1 protein-coding gene and 1 pseudogene are annotated in these 22,319 nt (G+C 74.9%); both read left to right on the plus strand.

The genetic code is table 11. The annotated features are described in order from the left end of the window. Positions 1-19: 19 nt before the first annotated feature. A complete protein-coding gene (locus tag ACF062_RS29015) occupies positions 20-15,571 on the plus strand; it encodes a type I polyketide synthase (RefSeq protein WP_392142603.1) in 15,552 nt (5,183 codons plus the stop codon). A 113-nt stretch (positions 15,572-15,684) separates the two neighbouring features. Continuing rightward, positions 15,685-22,236: pseudogene (locus ACF062_RS29020) on the plus strand (SDR family NAD(P)-dependent oxidoreductase); the annotation flags it as partial. Between the last annotated feature and the right edge of the window lie 83 nt (positions 22,237-22,319).

The raw sequence follows: 22,319 nt of genomic DNA on the forward strand, positions 1-22,319 counted from the left end.
AGGAATGGACCCGTCCCCCATGGCGAATGAAGAGAAGCTCTTCGACTACCTCAAGCGCGTGACCGCCGAGCTCAAGGAGACCAAGTCACGGCTGCGCGAGGCGGAGTCGGCGACCGCCGAACCGGTGGCGATCGTCGGCATGAGCTGCCGCTATCCGGGGGGCGTGGCCTCGCCCGAGGAGCTCTGGCGACTGGTGGCCGACGGCACCGACGCCATCTCCGGCATCCCGCTCGACCGCGGCTGGGACGTGGCGGACCAGTTCGACGTGAGCGGCGAGCGCCCCGGCACCTCGTACGTCGCCGAAGGCGGGTTCCTGCACCAGGCCGCCGAGTTCGACTCCGCCTTCTTCGGCATATCGCCGCGCGAGGCGCTCGCCATGGACCCGCAGCAGCGGCTCCTCCTGGAGACCTCCTGGGAGCTGCTCGAGCGCTCCGGCATCGACCCCACCGCGTTGCGCGGCAGCGACACCGGCGTCTTCGTGGGCTCCAGCTTCCACGGGTACGGCGACCAGGCCACCGCCCCCGACGAGGTGCAGGGCTATCTGCTCACCGGCCGCGCCGACAGCGTCATCTCCGGCCGGATCTCCTACACGCTGGGCCTCGAAGGTCCGGCGCTCACCGTCGACACGGCCTGCTCCTCCTCCCTCGTCGCGCTGCACCTGGCGGTCAGCGCCCTCCAGCGGGGCGAGTGCTCGCTCGCGCTCACCGGCGGCGTGATGGTCATGTCGACGCCCGAGGTCTTCGTCGGATTCAGCCGCCAGCAGGGGCTCTCCCGCGACGGCCGCTGCCGCGCCTTCGCGGACAGCGCGGACGGCACCGGGCTCGGCGAGGGCGTCGGCCTGCTCCTGGTCGAGCGGCTCTCCGACGCGCGCCGCAACGGCCACCAGGTCCTCGCCGTCGTCCGCGGTACGGCCGTCAACCAGGACGGCGCCTCCAACGGCCTCACCGCGCCCAACGGCCCCTCCCAGCAGCGCGTCATCCGCCAGGCCCTGGACGCCGCCGGACTCGCCCCCGCGCAGGTCGACGTGGTCGAGGCGCACGGCACCGGCACCACTCTCGGCGACCCCATCGAGGCCGACGCCCTGCTCGCCACCTACGGCAAGGACCGCCCGCGGGAGCGCCCCCTGCTCCTCGGCTCGGTGAAGTCCAACATCGGCCACACCCAGGCCGCCGCCGGCGTCGCAGGCATCATCAAGATGGTCGAGGCCATGCGCCACGGCACGGTCCCCGGGACGCTGCACGTCGACGAGCCCACGACCCATGTCGACTGGGCGTCCGGCGCCGTCGAGCTGGTCACCGGGAGCCGCGCCTGGCCCGACACCGGGCAGCCGCGCCGGGCCGGCGTCTCCTCCTTCGGCGTGAGCGGCACGAACGCGCACGTCATCGTCGAGCAGGCGCCCGCCGATGAGCCCGAAGAGCCCGCGGATCCCGCCGAGCCGGTCCCGGCGGCCCCGGCCGGGCTGGTGGCCACCGGCACCGTCGTCCCCTGGCCGGTCTCCGGGCAGTCCGCCGCCGGACTGCGCGGACAGGCCGCGCGGCTGCGGGAGTTCACCGACGCCGCCGGCACGTCCGCCGTCGACACCGGCTGGTCGCTGGCCACCACCCGCGCGGGCCTCGAACACCGCGCCGTGGTGCTCGGCGGCACCGCCGACGAGTTCGCCGCGGGCCTGGCCGCCGTCGAGAACGGCGAGCCCGCCGCGGGCGTCGTCTCCGGCGTCCTGTCCGGTGAGCTCTCCTCCGACGTGGTGTTCGTCTTCCCCGGCCAGGGCGCGCAGTGGGCGGGCATGGGCACCGAGCTCCTCGACTCCTCACCGCTGTTCGCAGCCCGCTTCGCCCAGTGCGCGGCCGCCCTCGCCCCGCACATCGACTGGTCGCCCGAGGACGTGCTGCGCGAGCGGGAGGGCGCCCCGTCCCTCGACCGGGTCGACGTGGTCCAGCCGCTGCTGTGGGCGGTCATGGTCTCCCTGGCCCACCTGTGGCGCGGCCACGGCGTCGAACCCGCCGCCGTGGTGGGCCACTCCCAGGGCGAGCTGGCGGCCGCCGTCGTCGCCGACGTGCTCTCGCTCGACGACGCCGCCCGCGTCGTGGCGCTGCGCAGCCGGCTCATCGGCCGGCAACTCGCGGGCCAGGGCGGCATGGTCTCGCTGCCGCTGCCCCGGGCCGCCGCCGAGGAACTCATCGGCCCTTGGGGTGGCCGGATCGACGTCGCCACCGTCAACGGCCCGCAGTCCACGGTCGTGGCCGGTGAGGCCGCGGCTCTGGACGAGCTGATGGCCGCCTGCGAACGCGACGGGACACGCGCCCGCCGCATCCCGGTGGACTACGCCTCCCACACCGCGCAGGTCGAGCGGCTCCGCGAGGACCTGCTCGAACTCGCCGCCCCGGTGACCCCGCGCCCGGCCCAGGTGCCGATGTACTCGACGGTGACCGGCGAACTGCTCGCCGACGGCACGGCCGACGCCGAGTACTGGTACCGCAACCTCCGCGAGCCCGTCCGCTTCCACGACACGATCGAGACCCTCGTCCGCGAGGGCAGCACCACCTTCGTCGAGGCCAGCGCCCACCCGGTGCTGACCGCCGCCGTCGAGGACGTGGGCGGCGCGCTGGACACCGAGGTCGTCGCCGTCGGCACCCTGCGCCGCGGCGAGGGCGGCCCGCGCCGTCTGCTCGCCTCCCTCGCCGAGCTGTGGGTGCGCGGCGTGGAGCCCGACTGGTCCGCCGTGTTCGCCGGGACCGGCGCGGCCCCTGTCGCCCTGCCCACCTACGCCTTCCAGCGCCGCCGCTACTGGCTGGACAGCGCGGCGGGCACCGCCGACGTCTCGGGCGCCGGGCTGACCGCCCTCGCCCACCCGGTGCTGTCCGCGGGCATCGCCCTCGCCGACGGCGAAGGGTACGTGTGCACCGGCCGCCTGGGCCTGGACTCCCACCCCTGGCTCGCCGACCACACGGCGGCGGGCCGCACCGTGGTGCCCGCCTCCGTCCTGCTCGAACTGGCCCTGCACGCGGGCGAGCACCTGGGCGCCGACCGCCTCGCGGACCTGGAGATCCACCAGCACCTCGTGCTGCCCGACGCCGCGCTGGGCAGCACGCCCGCCGTCGACATCCAGGTCGTCGTGGACGCCGCCGACGAGCACGGTGACCGCCGCGTGCGGATCTTCGCGGGCGCCGACGCCTCCGACGAGCCCGAGCGCACCTGGATCCCGCACGCCACCGGCACCCTCGGCACCCGCTCCGACGCAGGTGCCCCAGGTGAACTCGGCGGCGCCTGGCCGCCCGTGGGCGCCACCGCGGCCGACCCCGATGAGCTGTACGCGCGCCTGGCCGAGGCAGGCCTCGCCCACGGCCCGGTCTTCCGCGGCCTGCGCGGACTCTGGCACAGCGGCCGCGACACCTTCGCCGAGGCCGAGCTCGCCGAGCCCGCGACTGGTGACGCCGCGCGGTTCTGTGTGCACCCCGCCCTGGTGGACGCCGCGCTCCAGCCGGACGAAGGGTCGAGCGCCGCCGCCTTCAAGGGCGTCGAGCTGCACGCCACCGACGCGACCGCCGTCCGCGTACGACTGCGCTCCACCGGAGCCGACACGGCCGAGCTGCTCCTGACCGACCCCACGGGCCGCCCCGTGCTCACCGTCGAGCAGGTGACGACCCACCCGTTTGACGCCGCCACCGCCGAGGTGGCCGGGACGCCGCAGGCCCTGTCCTCGCTGTACGAGGTCTCCTGGACGGCACTGCCGGACGCAACCGCCGTACAAGGCAACGGCGTTCAGGCAGTCCTGGGCGGGGGACAGGCACCCGAGGGCGCCGCCCTCCTCGCCGACCTCGACGCGGTGCGCGCTGCCGTGGCGGGCGAAGGCGGGGCCACCGCACCCGACACGGTGTACCTGACCGTGCCGACCACCGCGGGCACGGGAGCGGACACCGGGGCCGGGACCCCGCAGGCCGCCAGGGCAGCCGCCGTCGACGCCCTCGAAGCCGTCCGCGCCTGGCTGACCGACGACGCCCTCGAAGCCGTCCACCTCGTGGTGCTCACCCACCGCGGCACCGCCGTGTCCGCCGACGAGCCCGTAGAGATCCCCGCGGCGACCGCGCGCGGCCTGGTGCGCTCGGCCGCCGCCGAGTATCCCGGCCGCCTCACCCAGATCGACCTCGACGGCACCGCCGCCTCCCTCGCGGCCCTGGCCGACGCCGTGACGGCGGCGAAGGCCGCCGGGGAGCCGGAGGTCGCGCTGCGCGAAGGCGACGCCCGGGTGCCCAGGCTGTCCCGGGTCCGCGACGCCGAGCCCGCGCCCTTCCCGCGCGACGGCGAGGGCCCCGTCCTGATCACCGGCGGCACCGGGGTGCTCGGCGCCGCAGTGGCCCGCCACCTGGTGACCGAGCACGGCGTGCGGGACCTCGTGCTCACCGGCCGCCGCGGCCCGAAGGCCCCCGGCGCCCGGGAGCTGGCCGCCGAACTGGCCGGGCTCGGCGCCGAGGCCCGCGTCGTGGCCTGCGACGTCGCCGACCGGCACGCCGTGGCCGAACTCGTCGCGTCCCTGCCCGGACTGCGCGGCGTCGTGCACGCCGCCGGTGTCCTGGACGACGGCGTGCTGTCCACCCTCACCCCCGAGCGCCTCGACACCGTCCTTCGCCCCAAGGCCGACGCCGCGTGGCACCTGCACGAGCTCACCGGGGACCTGGACTTCTTCGTCCTGTTCTCGTCCGCCGCCGGCGTCTTCGGAGCCCCCGGCCAGGGCAACTACGCGGCGGCCAACGCGTTCCTCGACGCCCTCGCCCAGCATCGCCGCGCCCAGGGTCTGCCCGCGCACTCCATGGCCTGGGGCCTGTGGGCCGACGCCAGTGCCATGACCGGCGTACTGGACCAGGTCGACCTGCGGCGCATCGGCAGGTCCGGCGTCCGTCCGCTGGACACCGCGACCGGGCTCGCCCTGTTCGACGCCGCCCTCGGTCTCGACCGGGCGCTCACCGTGCCCATCGGCCTCGACCTGGCCAAGGCCCGCACCGCCGACACCCTGCCCGCGCTGCTGCGCGGCCTCGTCCGCCCGCGCCGCGTCCTCGGCCGCGCGGCCGCCGAGAGCGCCACCCTGGAGCTCGGCGACCGGCTCGCCGCGCTCCCCGAGACGGAGCGCCGCCGCACCCTCGTGGAACTGGTGCGCGCCCAGGCCGCGGCCGTGCTCGGGCACGACGACACGGGCGAGGTCGGCGCGGACCGGCCGTTCAAGGCTCTGGGCTTCGACTCGCTCACCGCCGTCGAACTGCGCAACCGCGTCAACACCGCCACCGGCGTACGGCTCCCCGTCACCGCCGTGTTCGACCACCCCACGCCCCTCGCGCTCGCCGCGCACCTGCTGCCGCTGGTGCTGCCCGACGCCGCGCCCGCGACCCAGGACCGCCCCCTCACGGTCACCGCGGCCCGCGCCGACGACGAGCCCATCGCCATCGTCGGCATGGGCTGCCGCTTCCCCGGCGGCGTGGCCTCGCCCGAGGACCTGTGGCGGCTCCTCGCAGAGGAGACCGACGCGCTCAGCGACTTCCCCACCGACCGCGGCTGGGACCTGGACGCCCTGTTCGACGCGGACCCGGACCGCGCGGGCACCTCTCACACGCGCACCGCCGGCTTCGTCGACGACGTCGCCGGCTTCGACGCGGAGTTCTTCGGGATCTCGCCGCGCGAGGCGCTCGCCATGGACCCGCAGCAGCGGCTACTCCTGGAGACCACCTGGGAAGCCATGGAGCGCGGCGGCATCGACCCGCTGAGCCTGCGCGCCACCCCGACCGGCGTCTTCATCGGCGGCGCCGTCTCCGGTTACAGCACCGACCTGTTCACGGCGGAGGACGGCCTCGACGGCCATCTGCTCACCGGCAACGCGACCAGCGTCGCCTCCGGCCGGCTCTCGTACACGTTCGGGTTCGAGGGTCCGGCGGTGACGGTGGACACGGCGTGCTCCTCGTCGCTGGTGGCGCTGCACCAGGCGGTGCAGGCCCTGCGGCAGGGCGAGTGCGGCCTCGCCGTGGCGGGCGGCGTCGCCGTCATGCCCACCCCGCGGCTCCTCGTCTCCTTCAGCAGGCAGCGCGGGCTGTCCCAGGACGGCCGCTGCAAGGCGTTCGCCGCGGACGCGGACGGCACCGGCTTCGCCGAGGGCGTCGGCGTCCTGCTGGTGGAGCGGTTGTCGGACGCGCGGCGCAACGGTCATGAGGTGCTGGCGGTGGTGCGGGGTTCGGCGGTGAACCAGGACGGTGCGTCCAACGGTCTGACCGCGCCGAACGGCCCGTCGCAGCAGCGGGTCATCCGGCAGGCCCTGGCGAGCGCGGGTGTGCGGGCCGCCGAGGTCGACGTCGTCGAGGCGCACGGCACCGGTACCCCGCTCGGCGACCCGATCGAGGCCCAGGCCCTGATCGCCGCCTACGGCCAGGACCGGGCGCCGGATCAGCCCCTCCTCCTCGGGGCCCTGAAGTCGAACATCGGTCACACGCAGGCCGCCGCGGGTGTCGCCGGGGTCATCAAGATGGTCGAGGCGATGCGGCACGGTGTGGTGCCGAAGACGCTGCATGTCGACGAGCCGACCCCGCACGTGGACTGGTCGGCGGGCGCGGTGGAGCTCGTCACCGAGAGCCGCGCGTGGCCGGAGACCGGCCGCCCGCGCCGGGCGGGCGTGTCCGCGTTCGGAATCAGCGGTACGAACGCGCATGTTGTCCTCGAGCAGGCGCCTGCGACGGAGCCCGTGACGGACCCTGCGGCGGAGCCCGTGGTGGAGGGCGTGCTGCCGTGGGTGCTCTCCGGCCGCACCGCCGCCGGGCTGCGCGGACAGGCCGCGCGGCTGCGGGAGTTCGCGGCCACGACGGACGCCGCCGACATGGACCTCGCCTGGTCGCTGGTCTCGACCCGGGCGAGCCTCGAACACCGCGCCGTCGTGCTCGCCGAGAACCGCGCCGAACTCCTGGCCGGGCTGGACGCCCTGGCCGCCGGAGAGCCCGCCGGGAACGTGGTGCGCGACATCGCCGCGGGCGACCGTCGCCTCGCCCTGGTGTTCTCGGGGCAGGGGGCTCAGCGGGTCGGTATGGGGCGTGAGTTGGTGGGTGTGCCGGGGTTCGGTGAGGTGTTTGAGGAGGTGTGCGGTGCTTTTGACGGGGTGTTGGAGGTGCCGTTGCGTGAGGTGTTGTGGGCTGAGGAAGGTTCGCAGTTCGCGGGGCTGCTCGATGAGACGGTTTATACGCAGGCCGGGTTGTTTGCGTTCGAGGTGGCGCTGTTCCGGTTGTTGGAGCGGTGTGGGGTGCGTCCTGATTATGTGATGGGCCATTCGGTGGGTGAGTTGGCTGCGGCGTATGTGGCGGGTGTGTGGTCGCTTGAGGACGCGGTGCGGGTGGTGGCTGCGCGGGGCCGGTTGATGCAGGGCCTGCCTGTGGGTGGGGTGATGGTGTCGTTGGAGGCGTCGGAGGAGCAGGCGCTGTCGTGGATCGCGGAGGCTGCGGCGGGTGGGCTGGTGTCGTTGGGGGCGGTGAACGGGCCGTCGTCGGTGGTGGTTTCGGGGTCCGGGGTGGCTGTGGAGCGGGTGGTGGAGCTGGCTCGGGCGGCTGGTTGCCGTTCGCGGAAGCTGCGGGTGAGTCAGGCGTTCCATTCGCCGTTGGTGGAGCCGGTGCTGGAGGAGTTCGCGGCGGTGCTGCGGGAGGTGTCTTTCGGCGAGCCGGGTATTCCGGTCGTGTCGAATGTGACGGGTTCCCTGGCTGGTGAGTTGGGGAGTGTCGAGTACTGGGTGCGTCATGCCCGTGAGGCGGTGCGGTTCGCCGATGGTGTGGAGTTTCTGGTCGCGCGGGGTGTGACGGAGTTTGTCGAGGTGGGTCCCGAGGCCGTGCTGAGCGGTCTGGTGCAGGGCCGGGGTGAAGGTGTGGTCGCGGTGCCCGCGGTGCGGGTGGGCCAGGGTGAACTGGCTTCTTTCGCGCAGGGGTTGGCGCGGCTGCATGCGCGTGGCGCCTCGGTGTCGTGGCCGACGCTGCGTCCCGGGCGCCGGGTCGCGCTGCCCACGTACGCCTTCGACCGGCAGCGCTACTGGCCCCGGCGCTCCGCCCCGGCCGGTGTGGACGCCGCCGTCGGGTCCGTGGGGCTCGAAACCACCGGGCACCCGCTGCTCGGCGCCAGGGTCGGCCTGGCCGATGGCGACGGCGTGCTCCTCACCGGCAGGCTCTCACTGGCGGAGCAGCCCTGGCTGGCCGACCACGCGGTGCTCGGCACCGTGCTCTTCCCCGGCGCGGGCTTCGTCGAGATGGCGCTGCGGGCCGGCGACGAGGTCGGCTGCGACGGCGTCGAGGAACTGACGCTGCACGCCCCGCTGGTCCTGCCCGAGGGCGTCGCAGCGCGGGTCCAGCTGACGGCGGACGAGGCGGACGACGACGGACGGCGCCCCTTCGCGGTGTACGCGAGGACCGGCGACGCCGGAGCCTGGAGCACCCACGCCACCGGAGTGCTCTCCCCGGCCGAGGCGGCCCCCGAACCGCCGCCCGCGGCCCAGGTATGGCCGCCCGAAGGCGCCGTACCCGTCGAGGTGGACGGGCTCTACGACACGATGAGCGAGGGCGGTTTCGCCTACGGCCCCACTTTCCAGGGGCTCACGGCCGCATGGCGGCGCGGCCCCGAGGTCTTCGCCGAGGTGCGGCTGCCCGAGGGCGGGGAAGCGGGCGAGGCGGGCGACTTCTGCCTCCACCCGGCCGTGCTCGACGCGGCCCTGCACGGCGTCTCCCTGCTGGAGGGCTCCGGCGGCGGTGAACCGCCGCGCGGCCTGCCGTTCGCCTGGGAGGGCGTGCGTCTGTACGCCACCGGCGCGGCCGCCGTGCGCGTCAGCCTCGCCCCCGCGGGCACCGGCGGCGTCACGGTCACCATGACCGACGGTGCGGGGCTGCCGCTGGCCTCCGTCGACACGCTCGTCCTGCGCCCGGTCACGGGCGACCAGCTGCGCGCGGCGCGAGGGCACGACGACTGGCTGTACCGGACCGGTTGGGCGGAGGTGTCCCCGGTGGCGGGCGACGGCTCTCGGCCCGCCTGGGCGGTCGTCGGCGACGCGGCCGCGGCCCTCACCCGCGCCGTGGACGCCGACACAGAGGCGTACGGGGATCTCGCGGACCTGGCCGCGGCGATCGACGCGGGAACCGCCGTGCCGGACGCCGTCGTCGTCGCCTGCCCCGACTCCTTTGCCGACGTACCGGAGGCCACGAAGGCGGCCACCGCCTGGGCGCTGGAGACGACCCAGACCTGGCTCGCCGACGACAGGTTCACCCCGTCCCGCCTGGTGCTCCTCACCCGCAACGCGGCGACCGTCGAAGGCGGCACCGCCGCGGGGCAGGGCCTTGAGGGGTCGGACGGGCAGGGCTTCGACGGGCAGAGCCCCGACGGACACGCCCCCGACCCGGCGCACGCCGCGGCCCGCGGGCTGGTGCGCTCCGCCCAGTCCGAGCATCCCGGCCGCATGGTGCAGTTCGACCTGCCGGCCGGCCCCGCCGGCGACGGCACGACGGCGGCGGCACTCGCGCCCGCGATCCGGACCGCCCTCGCGGCCGGCGAACCCGAACTGGTGGTTCGTGGGGATGCGTTGTGGGCGCCCCGGCTGGCCCGTGCCGCGGTCCCCGCGACGCGGAGCCATGACGAGCAGGCACCGGTCTGGGACCCCGACGGCACCGTCCTCATCACCGGCGGCACCGGCGTCCTCGGCAGCGCCGTCGCCCGTCACCTGGCGGGCGAGCACGGCGTACGCCATCTGCTGCTGCTCGGCCGACAGGGCCCCCGGGCCGCGGGCGCCCAGGAGCTGGTGTCCGAACTCGGCGGACTCGGCGCCGAGGCCACCGTCGTCGCCTGCGACGTGGCGGACCGGGAGAGCCTGGCCGCCGTCCTCGCGAACATCCCCGCCGACCGACCGCTGCGCGGCGTGGTCCACTCCGCGGGGGTCGTGGACGACGGCGTCATCTCCTCGCTGACCCCGGAGCGGGTCGACACCGTGCTGCGCCCCAAGTCGCAGGCCGCCTGGAACCTGCACGAGCTCACCGAGGACCTGGACTTCTTCGTCCTGTTCTCCTCCGCGGCCGGCATCCTGGGCGCGGTGGGCCAGGCCAACTACGCCGCCGCCAACACCTTCCTCAACGCCCTGGCCGAGCACCGCAGGGCCCAGGGGCTCGCCGCGCACGCCCTTGCCTGGGGCCTGTGGGAGCAGCGCAGCACGATGTCGGGCGTCATGAGCGAGCAGGACCTCGCCCGCGTCTCCCGCGGCGGCATGTCGGCCCTGTCCATCGAGGACGGCCTCACGCTGTTCGACGCGGCACTCGCCGCGGACGAGCCGGTACTCGTCCCCATGGCGTTCGACCCCGCAGCCGTCCGCGGCGAGGCCGCCGGAATCCCCCCGGTGATGCGCGGCCTCGTCCGCGGGCCCTCCCGGCGGGCCGTGGGCGCCGAGCCCGCCGGCGGGCTCCGCGACCGACTGCGCACCCTTTCCGCCGCCGCCCGCGAGGAGGCGCTGCTGCGGCTGGTGCTGCGGCACGTCACCGCCGTGCTCGGCCACGCCCCCGACAGCGACCTGGAGCCCGACCGGGCCTTCTCGGACCTCGGCTTCGACTCGCTGACCGCGGTGGACCTGCGCAACCAGCTCGCCAACGCCAGCGGAGTACGGCTGCCCGCCACCCTCGTCTTCGACTACCCGACGCCCGCGGCACTCGCCCGCCACCTGCGCTCCGAACTCTTCGGCGAGGCGGGCCCGGAGATCACAGCGGCGGCCCCGGGCCGTACGGCGACTCCGGTGGCGTCCGGTGACGACGACCTGATCGCCATCATCGGCATGAGCTGCCGTTACCCCGGCGGCGTCCGCACGCCCGAGGAGCTGTGGCAGCTGGTCGCCGAGGGCAGGGACGGCGTCACGCCGTTCCCCGAGGACCGGGGCTGGAACGTGCGCGAACTCGTCGACCGGGACGGCACGCGCCCCCACACCAGCTACGTCGGCGAGGGCGGATTCCTGCACGACGCCGCCGAGTTCGACCCCGAGTTCTTCGGGATCTCGCCGCGCGAGGCGCTCGCCATGGACCCGCAGCAGCGGCTCCTCCTGGAGACCACCTGGGAGGCGTTCGAGTACGCGCACATCGACCCCGCCGCCGTGCGTGGCAGCAGAGTCGGCGTGTTCGCCGGACTCATGTACCACGACTACGCCGCCCGCCTGCACTCCGTCCCCGAGGAGGTCGCCGGCTTCCTCGGCAACGGCAACACCGGCAGCATCGCGACCGGCCGCGTCTCGTACACGTTCGGGTTCGAGGGTCCGGCGGTGACGGTGGACACGGCGTGCTCGTCGTCGCTGGTGGCGCTGCACCAGGCGGTGCAGGCGCTGCGGCAGGGCGAGTGCACCCTGGCCCTGGCGGGCGGCGTCGCCGTGATGGCGACCCCGGACTCCTTCGTCGAGTTCAGCCGCCAGCAGGGCCTCGCCCCCGACGGCCGCTGCAAGTCCTTCGCGGCCGGCGCCGACGGCACCACCTGGTCGGAGGGTGTGGGCCTGCTCCTGGTGGAGCGGTTGTCGGACGCGCGGCGCAACGGTCATGAGGTGCTGGCGGTGGTGCGGGGCTCGGCGGTGAACCAGGACGGTGCGTCCAACGGTCTGACCGCGCCGAACGGCCCGTCGCAGCAGCGGGTCATCCGTCAGGCCCTGGCGAGCGCGGGTGTGCGGGCCGCCGAGGTCGACGTCGTCGAGGCGCACGGTACCGGTACCCCGCTCGGCGACCCGATCGAGGCCCAGGCCGTCCTTGCCACCTACGGCCAGGACCGCACCGACGGACAGCCGCTCCTGATGGGCTCCCTGAAGTCCAACTTCGGTCACACGCAGGCCGCGGCCGGTGTCGGCGGAATCATCAAGATGGTCGAGGCGATGCGGCACGGCGTGGTGCCGAAGACGCTGCATGTCGACGAGCCGACCCCGCAGGTCGACTGGTCGGCGGGCGCGGTGGAGCTCGTCACCGAGAGCCGCGCGTGGCCGGAGACCGGCCGCCCGCGCCGGGCCGCCGTCTCGTCGTTCGGCATCAGCGGTACGAACGCGCACGTCGTCCTGGAGCAGGCACCGGTGGAGCAGTCCGCCGAGCCGGTCGTGGACGAGCCGCCCGCCGAGCCCGCCGAGAACGGCACGAGCGCCGTGGTGCCCTGGGCGCTCTCCGCACGGTCCGCCGCCGGGCTGCGCGGACAGGCCACGCGGCTGCGGGAGTTCGCGGCCACCGCGAAGGCGTCCGACACGGACATCGCCTGGTCGCTGCTCTCCGCCCGGTCCGCCATGGAGCACCGCGCCGTGGTCACGGGCCGCACCCGCGAGGAGCTCCTGCGTGGCCTCGACGCCGTCATCTCCGGCGACCCCGCCCCGCACACCGTCCTGGACCGCGCGAAGCCGGGCCGCTCCACGGCTCTGGTGTTCTCGGGGCAGGGGGCTCAGCGGGTGGGCATGGGGCGTGAGTTGGTGGGTGTGCCGGGGTTCGGTGAGGTGTTTGAGGAGGTGTGCGGTGCTTTCGATGGGGTGTTGGAGGTGCCGTTGCGTGAGGTGTTGTGGGCTGAGGAGGGTTCGCGGTTCGCGGGGCTGCTCGATGAGACGGTTTATACGCAGGCTGGGTTGTTTGCGTTCGAGGTGGCGCTGTTCCGGTTGTTGGAGCAGTCGGGGGTGCGTCCGGATTACGTGATGGGCCACTCGGTGGGTGAGTTGGCCGCCGCTCATGTGGCGGGTGTGTGGTCGCTTGATGACGCGGTACGGGTGGTGGCCGCTCGGGGCCGGCTGATGCAGGCGCTGCCCACCGGTGGCGTGATGGTCTCCCTGGAGGCCTCGGAGGAGCAGGCGGGGGAGTGGATCACGGAGGCTTCGGCCGGCGACCAGGTCTCGATCGGCGCGGTGAACGGACCCTCCTCCGTGGTGGTCTCGGGCGCCGAGGCCGCTGTGGAGCGGGTCGCGGAGCTGGCGCGGGCGGCCGGTTGCCGTACGCGGCGGTTGCGGGTGAGTCAGGCGTTCCATTCGCCTTTGGTGGAGCCCGTGTTGGAGGAGTTCGCGGCGGTTCTGCGCGAGGTGGCCTTCGACGAGCCGTCCATCCCCGTGGTGTCGAATGTGACCGGGGCGGTCGCGGACGCGGGCGAGCTGGGTTCGGTCGAGTACTGGGTGCGTCATGCGCGTGAGGCGGTGCGGTTCGCCGATGGTGTGGAGTTTCTGGTCGCGCGGGGTGTGACGGAGTTTGTCGAGGTGGGTCCCGAGGCCGTGCTGAGCGGTCTGGTGCAGGGCCGGGGTGAAGGTGTGGTCGCGGTGCCCGCGGTGCGGGTGGGCCAGGGCGAACTGGCTTCTTTCGTGCAGGGGTTGGCGCGGCTGCATGCGCGTGGCGCTTCGGTGTCGTGGCCGACGCTGCGTCCCGGGCGCCGGGTCGCGCTGCCCACGTACGCCTTCAACCGGCAGCGCTACTGGCTGGACGCCCCCGCCGGCACCGGCGATGCGCACGCTTCCGAGGTCGACCAGGCCTTCTGGTCCGCGGTGGAGGGCGAGGACATGGACGTCCTGGCCCGCACCCTCGGCGTCGACGAGGCGGAGCGGCAGGCACCGCTGCGGGAGATCCTGCCGGTCCTCGCCGACTGGCGCCGCAGGTCCAAGGAGCGTTCGGACCTCGGCGAACTCTGCTACGACGTGCACTGGCGCCCGCTCGCCGAACCGGCCGCACAGCCGACCGGCACCTGGGTGCAGATCACCGCGGGCGGGCCGGTGGCCGCCGCGTGCGTCGCCGCGCTGGAGCGGCAGGGCCTCGACATCGTCACTGTGGACGTCTCCGCCGACCTCGCGGGCGCCACAGACCCCGACGCCCTCGCCGAGCGGATCCGGGCCGCGCTCACGGACACGTCCGTGCGCGGCGTGCTGTCCCTCCTCGCCCTGGCGGACGGCCAGGACGACGCCTGGCCGCTGGCCGCCACCCACGCGCTGGTGCGCGCCCTGGGCGCGGCGGCGGTGACGGCGCCCCTGTGGTGCGTCACCCGGGGCGCGGTCGCCGTCACCGCCGATGAGCAGGCCGGGCCGGGCCAGGCGCAGGTCTGGGGCCTCGGCCGCGTGGCGGCGCTGGAGCACCCGGAGCGCTGGGGCGGTCTCGTCGACCTGCCCGAGGAGTTCGGGGCGCGGGACGCCGCACGGCTGGCCGCCGTCCTGGCCGGGACCACCGGTGAAGACCAGGTGGCGTTGCGTGTCGGCGGGCTCCTCGCCCGGCGGCTGCGGCGCGCCCCGCTCGCGGTCACGGCGGGCGGCGCGGGCTGGACCCCGCGCGGCACCGCCCTGGTCACCGGTGGCACCGGCGCCCTGGGCGCCCACGTGGCCCGCTGGCTGGCGCGCTCGGGCGCGGAGCACCTGGTGCTGACCAGCCGCAGGGGCCCGCAGGCACCCGAGGCGGCGGCCCTGGAGGCCGAGCTGACCGGCCTGGGCGCCCGGGTGACCATCGCCGCGTGCGATGTCGCCGACCGGGGCGCGCTCGACGCGCTCCTCGGCAAGCTCGCCGCCGACGGTGTCCGCGTCAGCTCGGTGCTGCACACCGCGGGCGTCGCCCAGTCCACCCGCATCGACGAGACGCGAGCGGACGACGTGAGCGCCATCAGCGCGGGCAAGGCCGACGGCGCGCGCCACCTCGACGAGGCGTTCGCCGACACGGAGCTGGACGCGTTCGTGCTGTTCTCCTCCACCGCCGGCGTCTGGGGCGGCGCGGGACAGGGCGCCTACGGAGCCGCCAACGCCTACCTCGACGCGCTCGCCGAACGGCGCAGGGCGCGCGGCGCCGTCGCCACGTCGGTGGCGTGGGGCCCGTGGGGCGAGGGCGGCATGGCGGCCCAGGGCGACGCCGAGGCGCACCTGCGCCGACGCGGCGTGCGGGCACTCGCCCCGGACACCGCGCTGACCCTGCTGCGGCACGCGATCGACCAAGGGGTGGCCTGCCTGACGGTGGCCGACGTCGAGTGGGAGAAGTTCGCCCTGTCGTACACCTCGACGCGGCCGAGCACCCTGCTGTCGGACATCCCCGAGGCGCTGCGGGCACAGACACCGGCCGAGCCCGCCGAGGACGGCGCCGACGAATTCGTCCGGCGTCTCTCCGGGCTCTCGGAAGCCGAGCGGCAGCAGGCCCTGACCGAGTTGGTGCGCACGCACGCGGCGGCCGTACTCGGGCACTCGGGGATCGCGGCGATCGAGGCGGACAAGCCGTTCCGCGACGTGGGCTTCGACTCACTGGCGGCCGTCGAGTTCCGCAACCGGCTGACCGGGGCCACCGGCCTCGCCCTGTCGGCCACCTCGATCTTCGACTATCCCACCCCGGCCGAGCTCGCGGAGCACCTGCGCTCCGAACTGGGCGAGGACGAACTGTCGGAGAAGTCGGTGCTGGCCGAGATCGACCGCCTCGAGGGCAGGCTCGCCGCGGTCGCGGCGCAGGCCGCCCCCTCCCCGGACGTCCTGGCCAGGCTGACGGCCCTGGTGGAGCGCTGGTCCTCGGACGCGCCCCGCGAGGCGGCGGCCGAGCACCTGCGGTCCGCGTCGCGGGACGAGGTCTTCGACTTCATCGAGAACGAGCTCGGCCTGTGAACGACAGCGGACCGGGCGGCACGAACGGGCCGGCACACACCGGCGGAACCGCGCGCGGCGGCGAGCGGCAAGGCGTAAGGCGGCGAGACACACGAATGGGACCCACCATGGATGAGGACAAGACTCTCGACTACCTCAAGCGGGTCACCGCCGACCTGCACAAGGTCCGCGGCCGGCTGCGCGAGGTCGAGGACGCCGAGCGGGAGCCCATCGCCATCGTGGGGATGAGCTGCCGGTTCCCCGGCGGCGTCGGCTCCCCCGAGGAGCTGTGGCAGCTGGTGCTCCAAGGGGCCGACGGCGTCAGCGGGTTCCCCGAGGACCGCGGCTGGGACCTGCCCGCGCTCTTCGAGGGCGGCCCCGGCCAGGAGGCCGGATCGGCCACCCGCGCCGGTGCGTTCCTGCACGACGCCCCCGACTTCGACGCGGACTTCTTCGGGATCTCGCCGCGCGAGGCCCTCGCCATGGACCCGCAGCAGCGCCTTCTCCTGGAGACCTCCTGGGAGGCCATCGAGCGGGCCGGGCTCGACTCCAAAGCCCTGCGCGGCAGCAGGACCGGTGTGTTCGTCGGCACCAACGGCCAGGACTACGCCACCCTGATGCTCGGCAACAACCAGTCCGAGCTGGCCGGCTTCATGGGCATCGGCAACGCGGCGAGCGTCGCCTCCGGCCGCGTCGCCTACACCTTCGGCTTCGAGGGCCCCGCGCTCACCGTCGACACGGCCTGCTCATCGTCCCTGGTCGCGCTGCATCTGGCCGCGCACGCGCTGCGCAAGGGCGAGTGCACGATGGCCCTCGCGGGCGGCGTGACGATCATGTCGACGCCCAGCATGTTCACCGAGTTCACCAAGCAGCAGGGGCTGGCGTCCGACGGCCGCGTCAAGGCGTTCGCCGCCGCGGCCGACGGCACCGCCTGGGGGGAGGGCGTCGGCGTACTGCTCGTCGAGCGGCTCTCGGACGCCCGCCGCAACGGCCACCGCGTCCTCGCCGTGCTGCGCGGCTCCGCCGTCAACCAGGACGGCGCGTCCAACGGCCTGACGGCACCGAACGGCCCGTCGCAGCAGCGCGTCATCCGCCAGGCGCTCGGCAGCGCCCGCCTGTCGGCCGCCGAGGTCGACGTCGTCGAGGCGCACGGCACCGGCACCACCCTCGGCGACCCCATCGAGGCGCAGGCGCTGCTCGCCACCTACGGCCAGGACCGCCCCGAGGGCCGCCCGCTGCTGCTCGGCTCCGTGAAGTCCAACATCGGGCACACGGCGGCCGCCGCGGGCGTGGCGAGCGTCATCAAGACGGTGCTCGCCCTCCGGCACGGTGTCGTACCGCCCACCCTGAACGTGGACGAGCCCACCCCGCACGTCGACTGGACGGCGGGCGACGTCCGCCTCGTCACCGAGGCCACCGACTGGCCGAGCACCGGTCAGCCGCGCCGCGCCGGCATCTCCGCGTTCGGCGTGAGCGGCACCAACGCCCACGTGATCCTGGAGCAGTACGAAGAAGAAGCCGCCGAGCCCGAGCCCGCCGACGCGTCCTCCCCGGCCCCCGCCCCGCTCGCCGCCGACGGCGCCACCGTGCCGTGGGCCGTCTCCGGCCACACGCCCCGCGCGCTGCGTGAACAGGCCGCCCGACTGCGTGAGTTCGCCGCCGGTACCGAAGCGGACGCCGGTACCGAGGCGGACACCCTCGCCATCGGCCGCGCGCTCGCCCTGCGCCGCACCGCGCTGCGCCACCGCGCCGTCGTCCTGTCGGGCGAGCGGGACGGGCTGCTCTCCGGCCTCGACGCCGTCGCCGGGCAGGAGACCTCCGCGCACGTCGTGACGGGCGAGGCCGCCTCCTCCGACGCCAAGGTCGTGTTCGTCTTCCCCGGCCAGGGCTCCCAGTGGGCGGGCATGGCCATCGACCTCATGGCCGCGTCCCCGGTGTTCGCCGAGTCCATGCGCGAGTGCGCCGACGCGCTGGCGCGGCACCTCGACTGGGACCCGATCGAACGGCTGCGCAGCGGCGAGAAGCTGGAGCGCGACGACGTCGTCCAGCCCGTGCTGTGGTCCGTCATGGTCTCCCTGGCCCGGCTGTGGCGCTCCCTCGGTGTCGTGCCCGCCGCCGTCGTCGGCCACTCCCAGGGCGAGATCGCCGCCGCCTGCGTGGCGGGCGCGCTGTCCCTGGCCGACGGCGCCCGCCTCGTGGCCCTGCGCAGCCGGGTGTTCGACGAGCACCTGTCGGGCAAGGGCGCCATGTACTCGCTCTCCGCCACGCCCGAGCAGGCCGCCGCGCTCATCGGGGACCGCGCCGGGGTGTGGATCGCCTCGACCAACGGCCCCGAGTCCACCGTCGTGGCCGGCGACCTCGACGCGCTCGCCGAGGTGAACGCCGAGGCCGAGGCCGCCGGACTGCGGCCCCGGAAGGTCGGCATCGAGTACGCGTCGCACACCCCGCACACCGAGCGGGTACGCGAGCAGCTCCTCGACCTCGCCGCGCCGGTCGCCCCGCGCGCCGGGGACACCCCGCTCTACTCGACCGTCACCGCCGCGCCCGCGCGCGGCGAGACGCTGGACGCCGAGTACTGGTACCGCAACCTGCGCGAACCCGTCCGCTTCCACGAGACCATCCGGCTCCTCCTGGACGAGGGCAACACCGCCTTCGTGGAGGTCAGCCCGCACCCCGTCCTGATGACCGCCGTCCAGGACACGGTCGCGAACCAGCCGGCGGGCGCCCGCGCCGTCACCGTCACCGGCACCCTGCGAAGGAACGACGGCGGGACCCGCCGCCTGCTGACCTCCCTCGCCCAGCTGTGGACCGGCGGCGTCCACGTCGACTGGGACGCGGTGTACGGGCCGGTCCCCACCGACGCCGTCGACCTGCCCACCTACGCCTTCCAGCGCAAGCGCTACTGGCTGCCGGCGGGCACCGGCGGCGCGGCCGACGTCTCCGGCGCTGGGCTCTCCCTCGTGGGGCACCCGCTGCTGTCCGCGGGCGTCGAGGCCGCCGACGGCGACCGCTACGTACTCACCGGCAGGATCTCCACCCGCACCCACCCCTGGCTCGCCGACCACCAGGTCCTCGGCCGCGTCCTCGTACCCGGCACCGCCCTGCTGGAACTCGCGCTGCGCGCCGGGGAGTACGCGGGCTGCGACCAGGTCGCCGAACTCATCCTGGAGAGCCCGCTCGCCCTGGCCGCCGAAGGACCCGGTGCCGACGTCCAGGTCACCGTCGGCGAGGCCGACGAGAGCGGCGCCCGCCAGGTGCGGATCTTCTCCCGTGCCGCCGGTACCGAAGGCGGCACGCGGGAGTGGACGGGCCACGCCACCGGCACCCTGACCGCCGAGCCCGCCGCCGCGCCCGCGCCCGAGGAGGCCGCCTGGCCCCCGGCCGACGCGACGCCGGTGCCCGTCGAGGGCCTGTACGACCGGCTGACCGAGTGGGGCTACGCGTACGGCCCCGTCTTCCAGGGGCTGAGCGCCCTGTGGCGGCGCGGCGACGAACTCTTCGCCGAGGTCGCCCTGGACGAGCGGGGCGGCGCCGAGGCCGCCCGGTTCGGCGTGCACCCGGCGCTGGTCGACGCGGCGCTGCACAGCCAGATCGCCACCGCCCTCGACCAGGACGGCGGCGCCGAGCCGAGGCTGCCGTTCTCCTTCGGTGGCGTACGCCTGCACGCCACCGGAGCCACCACGGCCCGCGTGAGGCTCACGCCGACCGGCGCCAACTCCCTGTCCCTGACCATGACCGACCCCGCCGGTCTGCCCGTGCTCACCGTCGACGAGCTCACCTCGCGGCCCGTGGCCGCCGCCGACGTCCGCGAACGCCCGCGCGTGGACGGCCTTTTCCGCCTCGACTGGGTGGCGCTGCCCGAGGCCGCCGAGGCCACGCCTCTGGCTGTGCTCGGTGGCGCGGGCGACCTTCTCGAAGCCGCCGGGGGAACAGTCCGCTTCGACGGACTCGCCGCGCTCCAGGACGCCGTCCGCGCCGGCGATGAGCCGCCCGGCGTGGTGCTGCTGCCCGTGCCCGCCGGAGGCGACGACACCATGGCCGCCACACGTGAGGTGACCGGCGCCGTCCTCGACGCGCTCCAGGCCTGGCTCGCCGCCGAGGAGACCGAGGACATCCGCCTCGCGGTCGTCACCCGCGGCGGCGCCGCCGCCGTGCCCGGAGACAGCGTCGACCCGGTGCACTCCGCGGTCCGCGGCCTGGTGCGCTCGGCCTGCTCCGAGAACCCCGGCCGGATCGTCCAGGTGGACCTGGACGGCGACGCCCGCTCGGCCGCCGCCCTGCCCGCCGCGGTCACCGCCGCCGTCGCCGCGGGGGAGACGGAGAGCGTGGTGCGCGCGGGTGCCCCGCTGGTGCCCCGGCTCGCCCGCGTGGCGCCCGCCGACACCCTCGTCCCGCCCGCCGACGGCGCCTGGAGCCTCGACGTGGACGGCAGCGGCACCCTCGAAGGGCTGCGGCTCGTGTCGTGCCCGCAGGCCGAGGCACCGCTGACCGAGGGCCAGGTGCGGGTGGAGGTCCGCGCCACCGGAGTCAACTTCCGGGACGTGCTGCTCGCCCTCGGCGTGGTCGACGTCGCCAAGTCCTTCACCGAGATGGCCTTCGGCTCCGAGGGCGCGGGCCTGGTCACCGAGGTCGGCCCCGGCGTCACCGGAGTCCGTGTCGGCGACCGCGTCATGGGGCTGCTCTCCGGCTCGTACGCGGGACCGCTGGCCGTCACCGACGCCCGCACCATCGCGCCGGTCCCCACCGGCTGGTCCTTTGCCCAGGCCGCCGCCGTGCCCACCGTGTTCCTCACCGCCTACTACGCGCTGCAAGACCTCGCCCGCGTCAAGGAGGGCGAGTCGCTGCTCGTGCACGCCGCGGCTGGCGGCGTCGGCATGGCCGCCGTCCAACTGGCCCGCCACTGGGGCATCGAGGTGTACGCCACCGCCAGCGAGCCCAAGTGGCCGACCGTGCGGGCCTCCGGCATCCCCGCCGAACGCCTCGCCTCCTCGCGCACCCTGGCCTTCGCCGAGACCTTCCGCGAGGCCGGCGGCGGCCGGGGTGTCGACGTGGTCCTCAACTGCCTTGCACGGGAGTTCACCGACGCCTCGCTCGACCTCCTCGCACCGCACGGCCGGTTCATCGAGATGGGCAAGACCGACATCCGCGAGCCGGAGGCCGTCGAGGCCTCCTGGCCCGGCACGTTCTACCGCTCCTTCGACCTCGGCGAGGCGGGCGCCGAACGGATCGGCGAGATGCTCACCCACCTCGCCCGGCTCTTCGAGGAGGGCGTGCTCACCCCGCTGCCGGTGACCACCTGGGACGTCCGCCGGGCCCCCGAGGCCTTCCGCCACCTCAGCCAGGCAAGGCACGTCGGCAAGGTCGCCCTCACCCTGCCCACGGCCACCCTTGACGGCACCGTCCTGGTCACCGGTGGCACCGGCTCCATCGGCGCCTCCGTGGCCCGGCACCTGGCCGAGCGGCACGGCGTCACGGACCTGGTGCTCACCAGCCGCCGCGGACCCGACGCGCCCGGCGCCGCCGAACTCGTCGCCGAACTCGCCGGACTGGGCGCCACCGCCCGCGTCGTGGCCTGCGACGCCGCCGAACGCGCCGACCTGGAAGGCCTGCTGGACGGCATCGAGGACCTGCGGGGCGTCGTGCACGCCGCGGGCGTCATCGACGACGGCGTACTCACGGCCCTGAACCGCGGGCGGTTCGACACGGTGCTGCGGCCCAAGGCCGACGCCGCCTGGCACCTGCACGAACTCACCCGCGACAAGGACCTCGCCCTCTTCGCGCTGTTCTCCTCGGCCTCCGGAGTGTTCGGCGCGCCGGGCCAGGCCAACTACGCGGCGGCAAACGCCTTCCTGGACGGCCTCGCGCACCACCGCCGCCGCCTCGGACTGCCCGCGCAGTCCCTCTCCTGGGGACTGTGGGCGCAGGCCAGCGGGATCACCGGCGAGCTCGACAAGGCCGACCTCGACCGGATGGCACGCACCGGCGTCCGCGCCCTGTCCACCGGCGACGGCCTCGCCCTCTTCGACGCCGCCACCGGCGACAACCACACCCACACCGTGCCCGTGCAGCTGGACCCCTCCCGGTTCACCGGCGACGTCGCGCCCCTGCTGCGCGGCCTGGTCAAGGCCCCCGCCAAGCGGGCCGCGTCCACCGCGGCCGCCACCGAGGCCGGGGCGGGCGCCGGGCTCGCCGAACGCCTGGCGCGGCTGTCCCCGCAGGAGTGCGAGGAACTGCTCACCGAAGAGGTGCGCAGGCAGGCCGCGGTCGTCCTCGGCCACGACGACACCGAGACCGTGAGCGCGGAGCGGCCGTTCAAGACCCTCGGCTTCGACTCTCTCACCACCGTCGAGCTGCGCAACCGGCTCAACGCGGCCACCGGCCTGCGGCTCCCGGTCACCCTGCTGTTCGACCACCCCACGCCCGCCGCCGTCGCCGCGCACCTCAAACAGCAGCTCCTGCCGGAGGTCGACCCGGCCGCGCTCGCCACGAGCCGGCTCTCCGCCCTGGAGGCACTGCTCGACGAGGTCCCCGAGGACGACCCGGGGCGCGCCAACCTCACCGTGCGGCTGCGCGCGGTGCTCGCGAAGTGGACCGAGAAGGAGGTGGCGGGCGACTCCGTCGACCTGGACGACGCCACCGACGCGGAACTGTTCGAGCTCATGGACAACAAACCCTGGTCCAGCTGACCGGCAGGCGGGCCACCCCGCCGCCATGTGAACCCACCTGCTGACCGCATTCGTTGGATCGGAAGAGGATTGGATGTCGAACG

Origin of the sequence: Streptomyces sp. NPDC015345, assembly GCF_043078805.1 — a bacterium.
In the GTDB taxonomy this organism is placed as follows: Bacteria; Actinomycetota; Actinomycetes; order Streptomycetales; family Streptomycetaceae; genus Streptomyces.

Coding starts and splice junctions, on each gene's coding strand:
- ACF062_RS29015 (WP_392142603.1), top strand. CDS start 20: ATGGCGAATGAAGAGAAGCTCTTCGACTACCTCAAGCGCGTGACCGCC.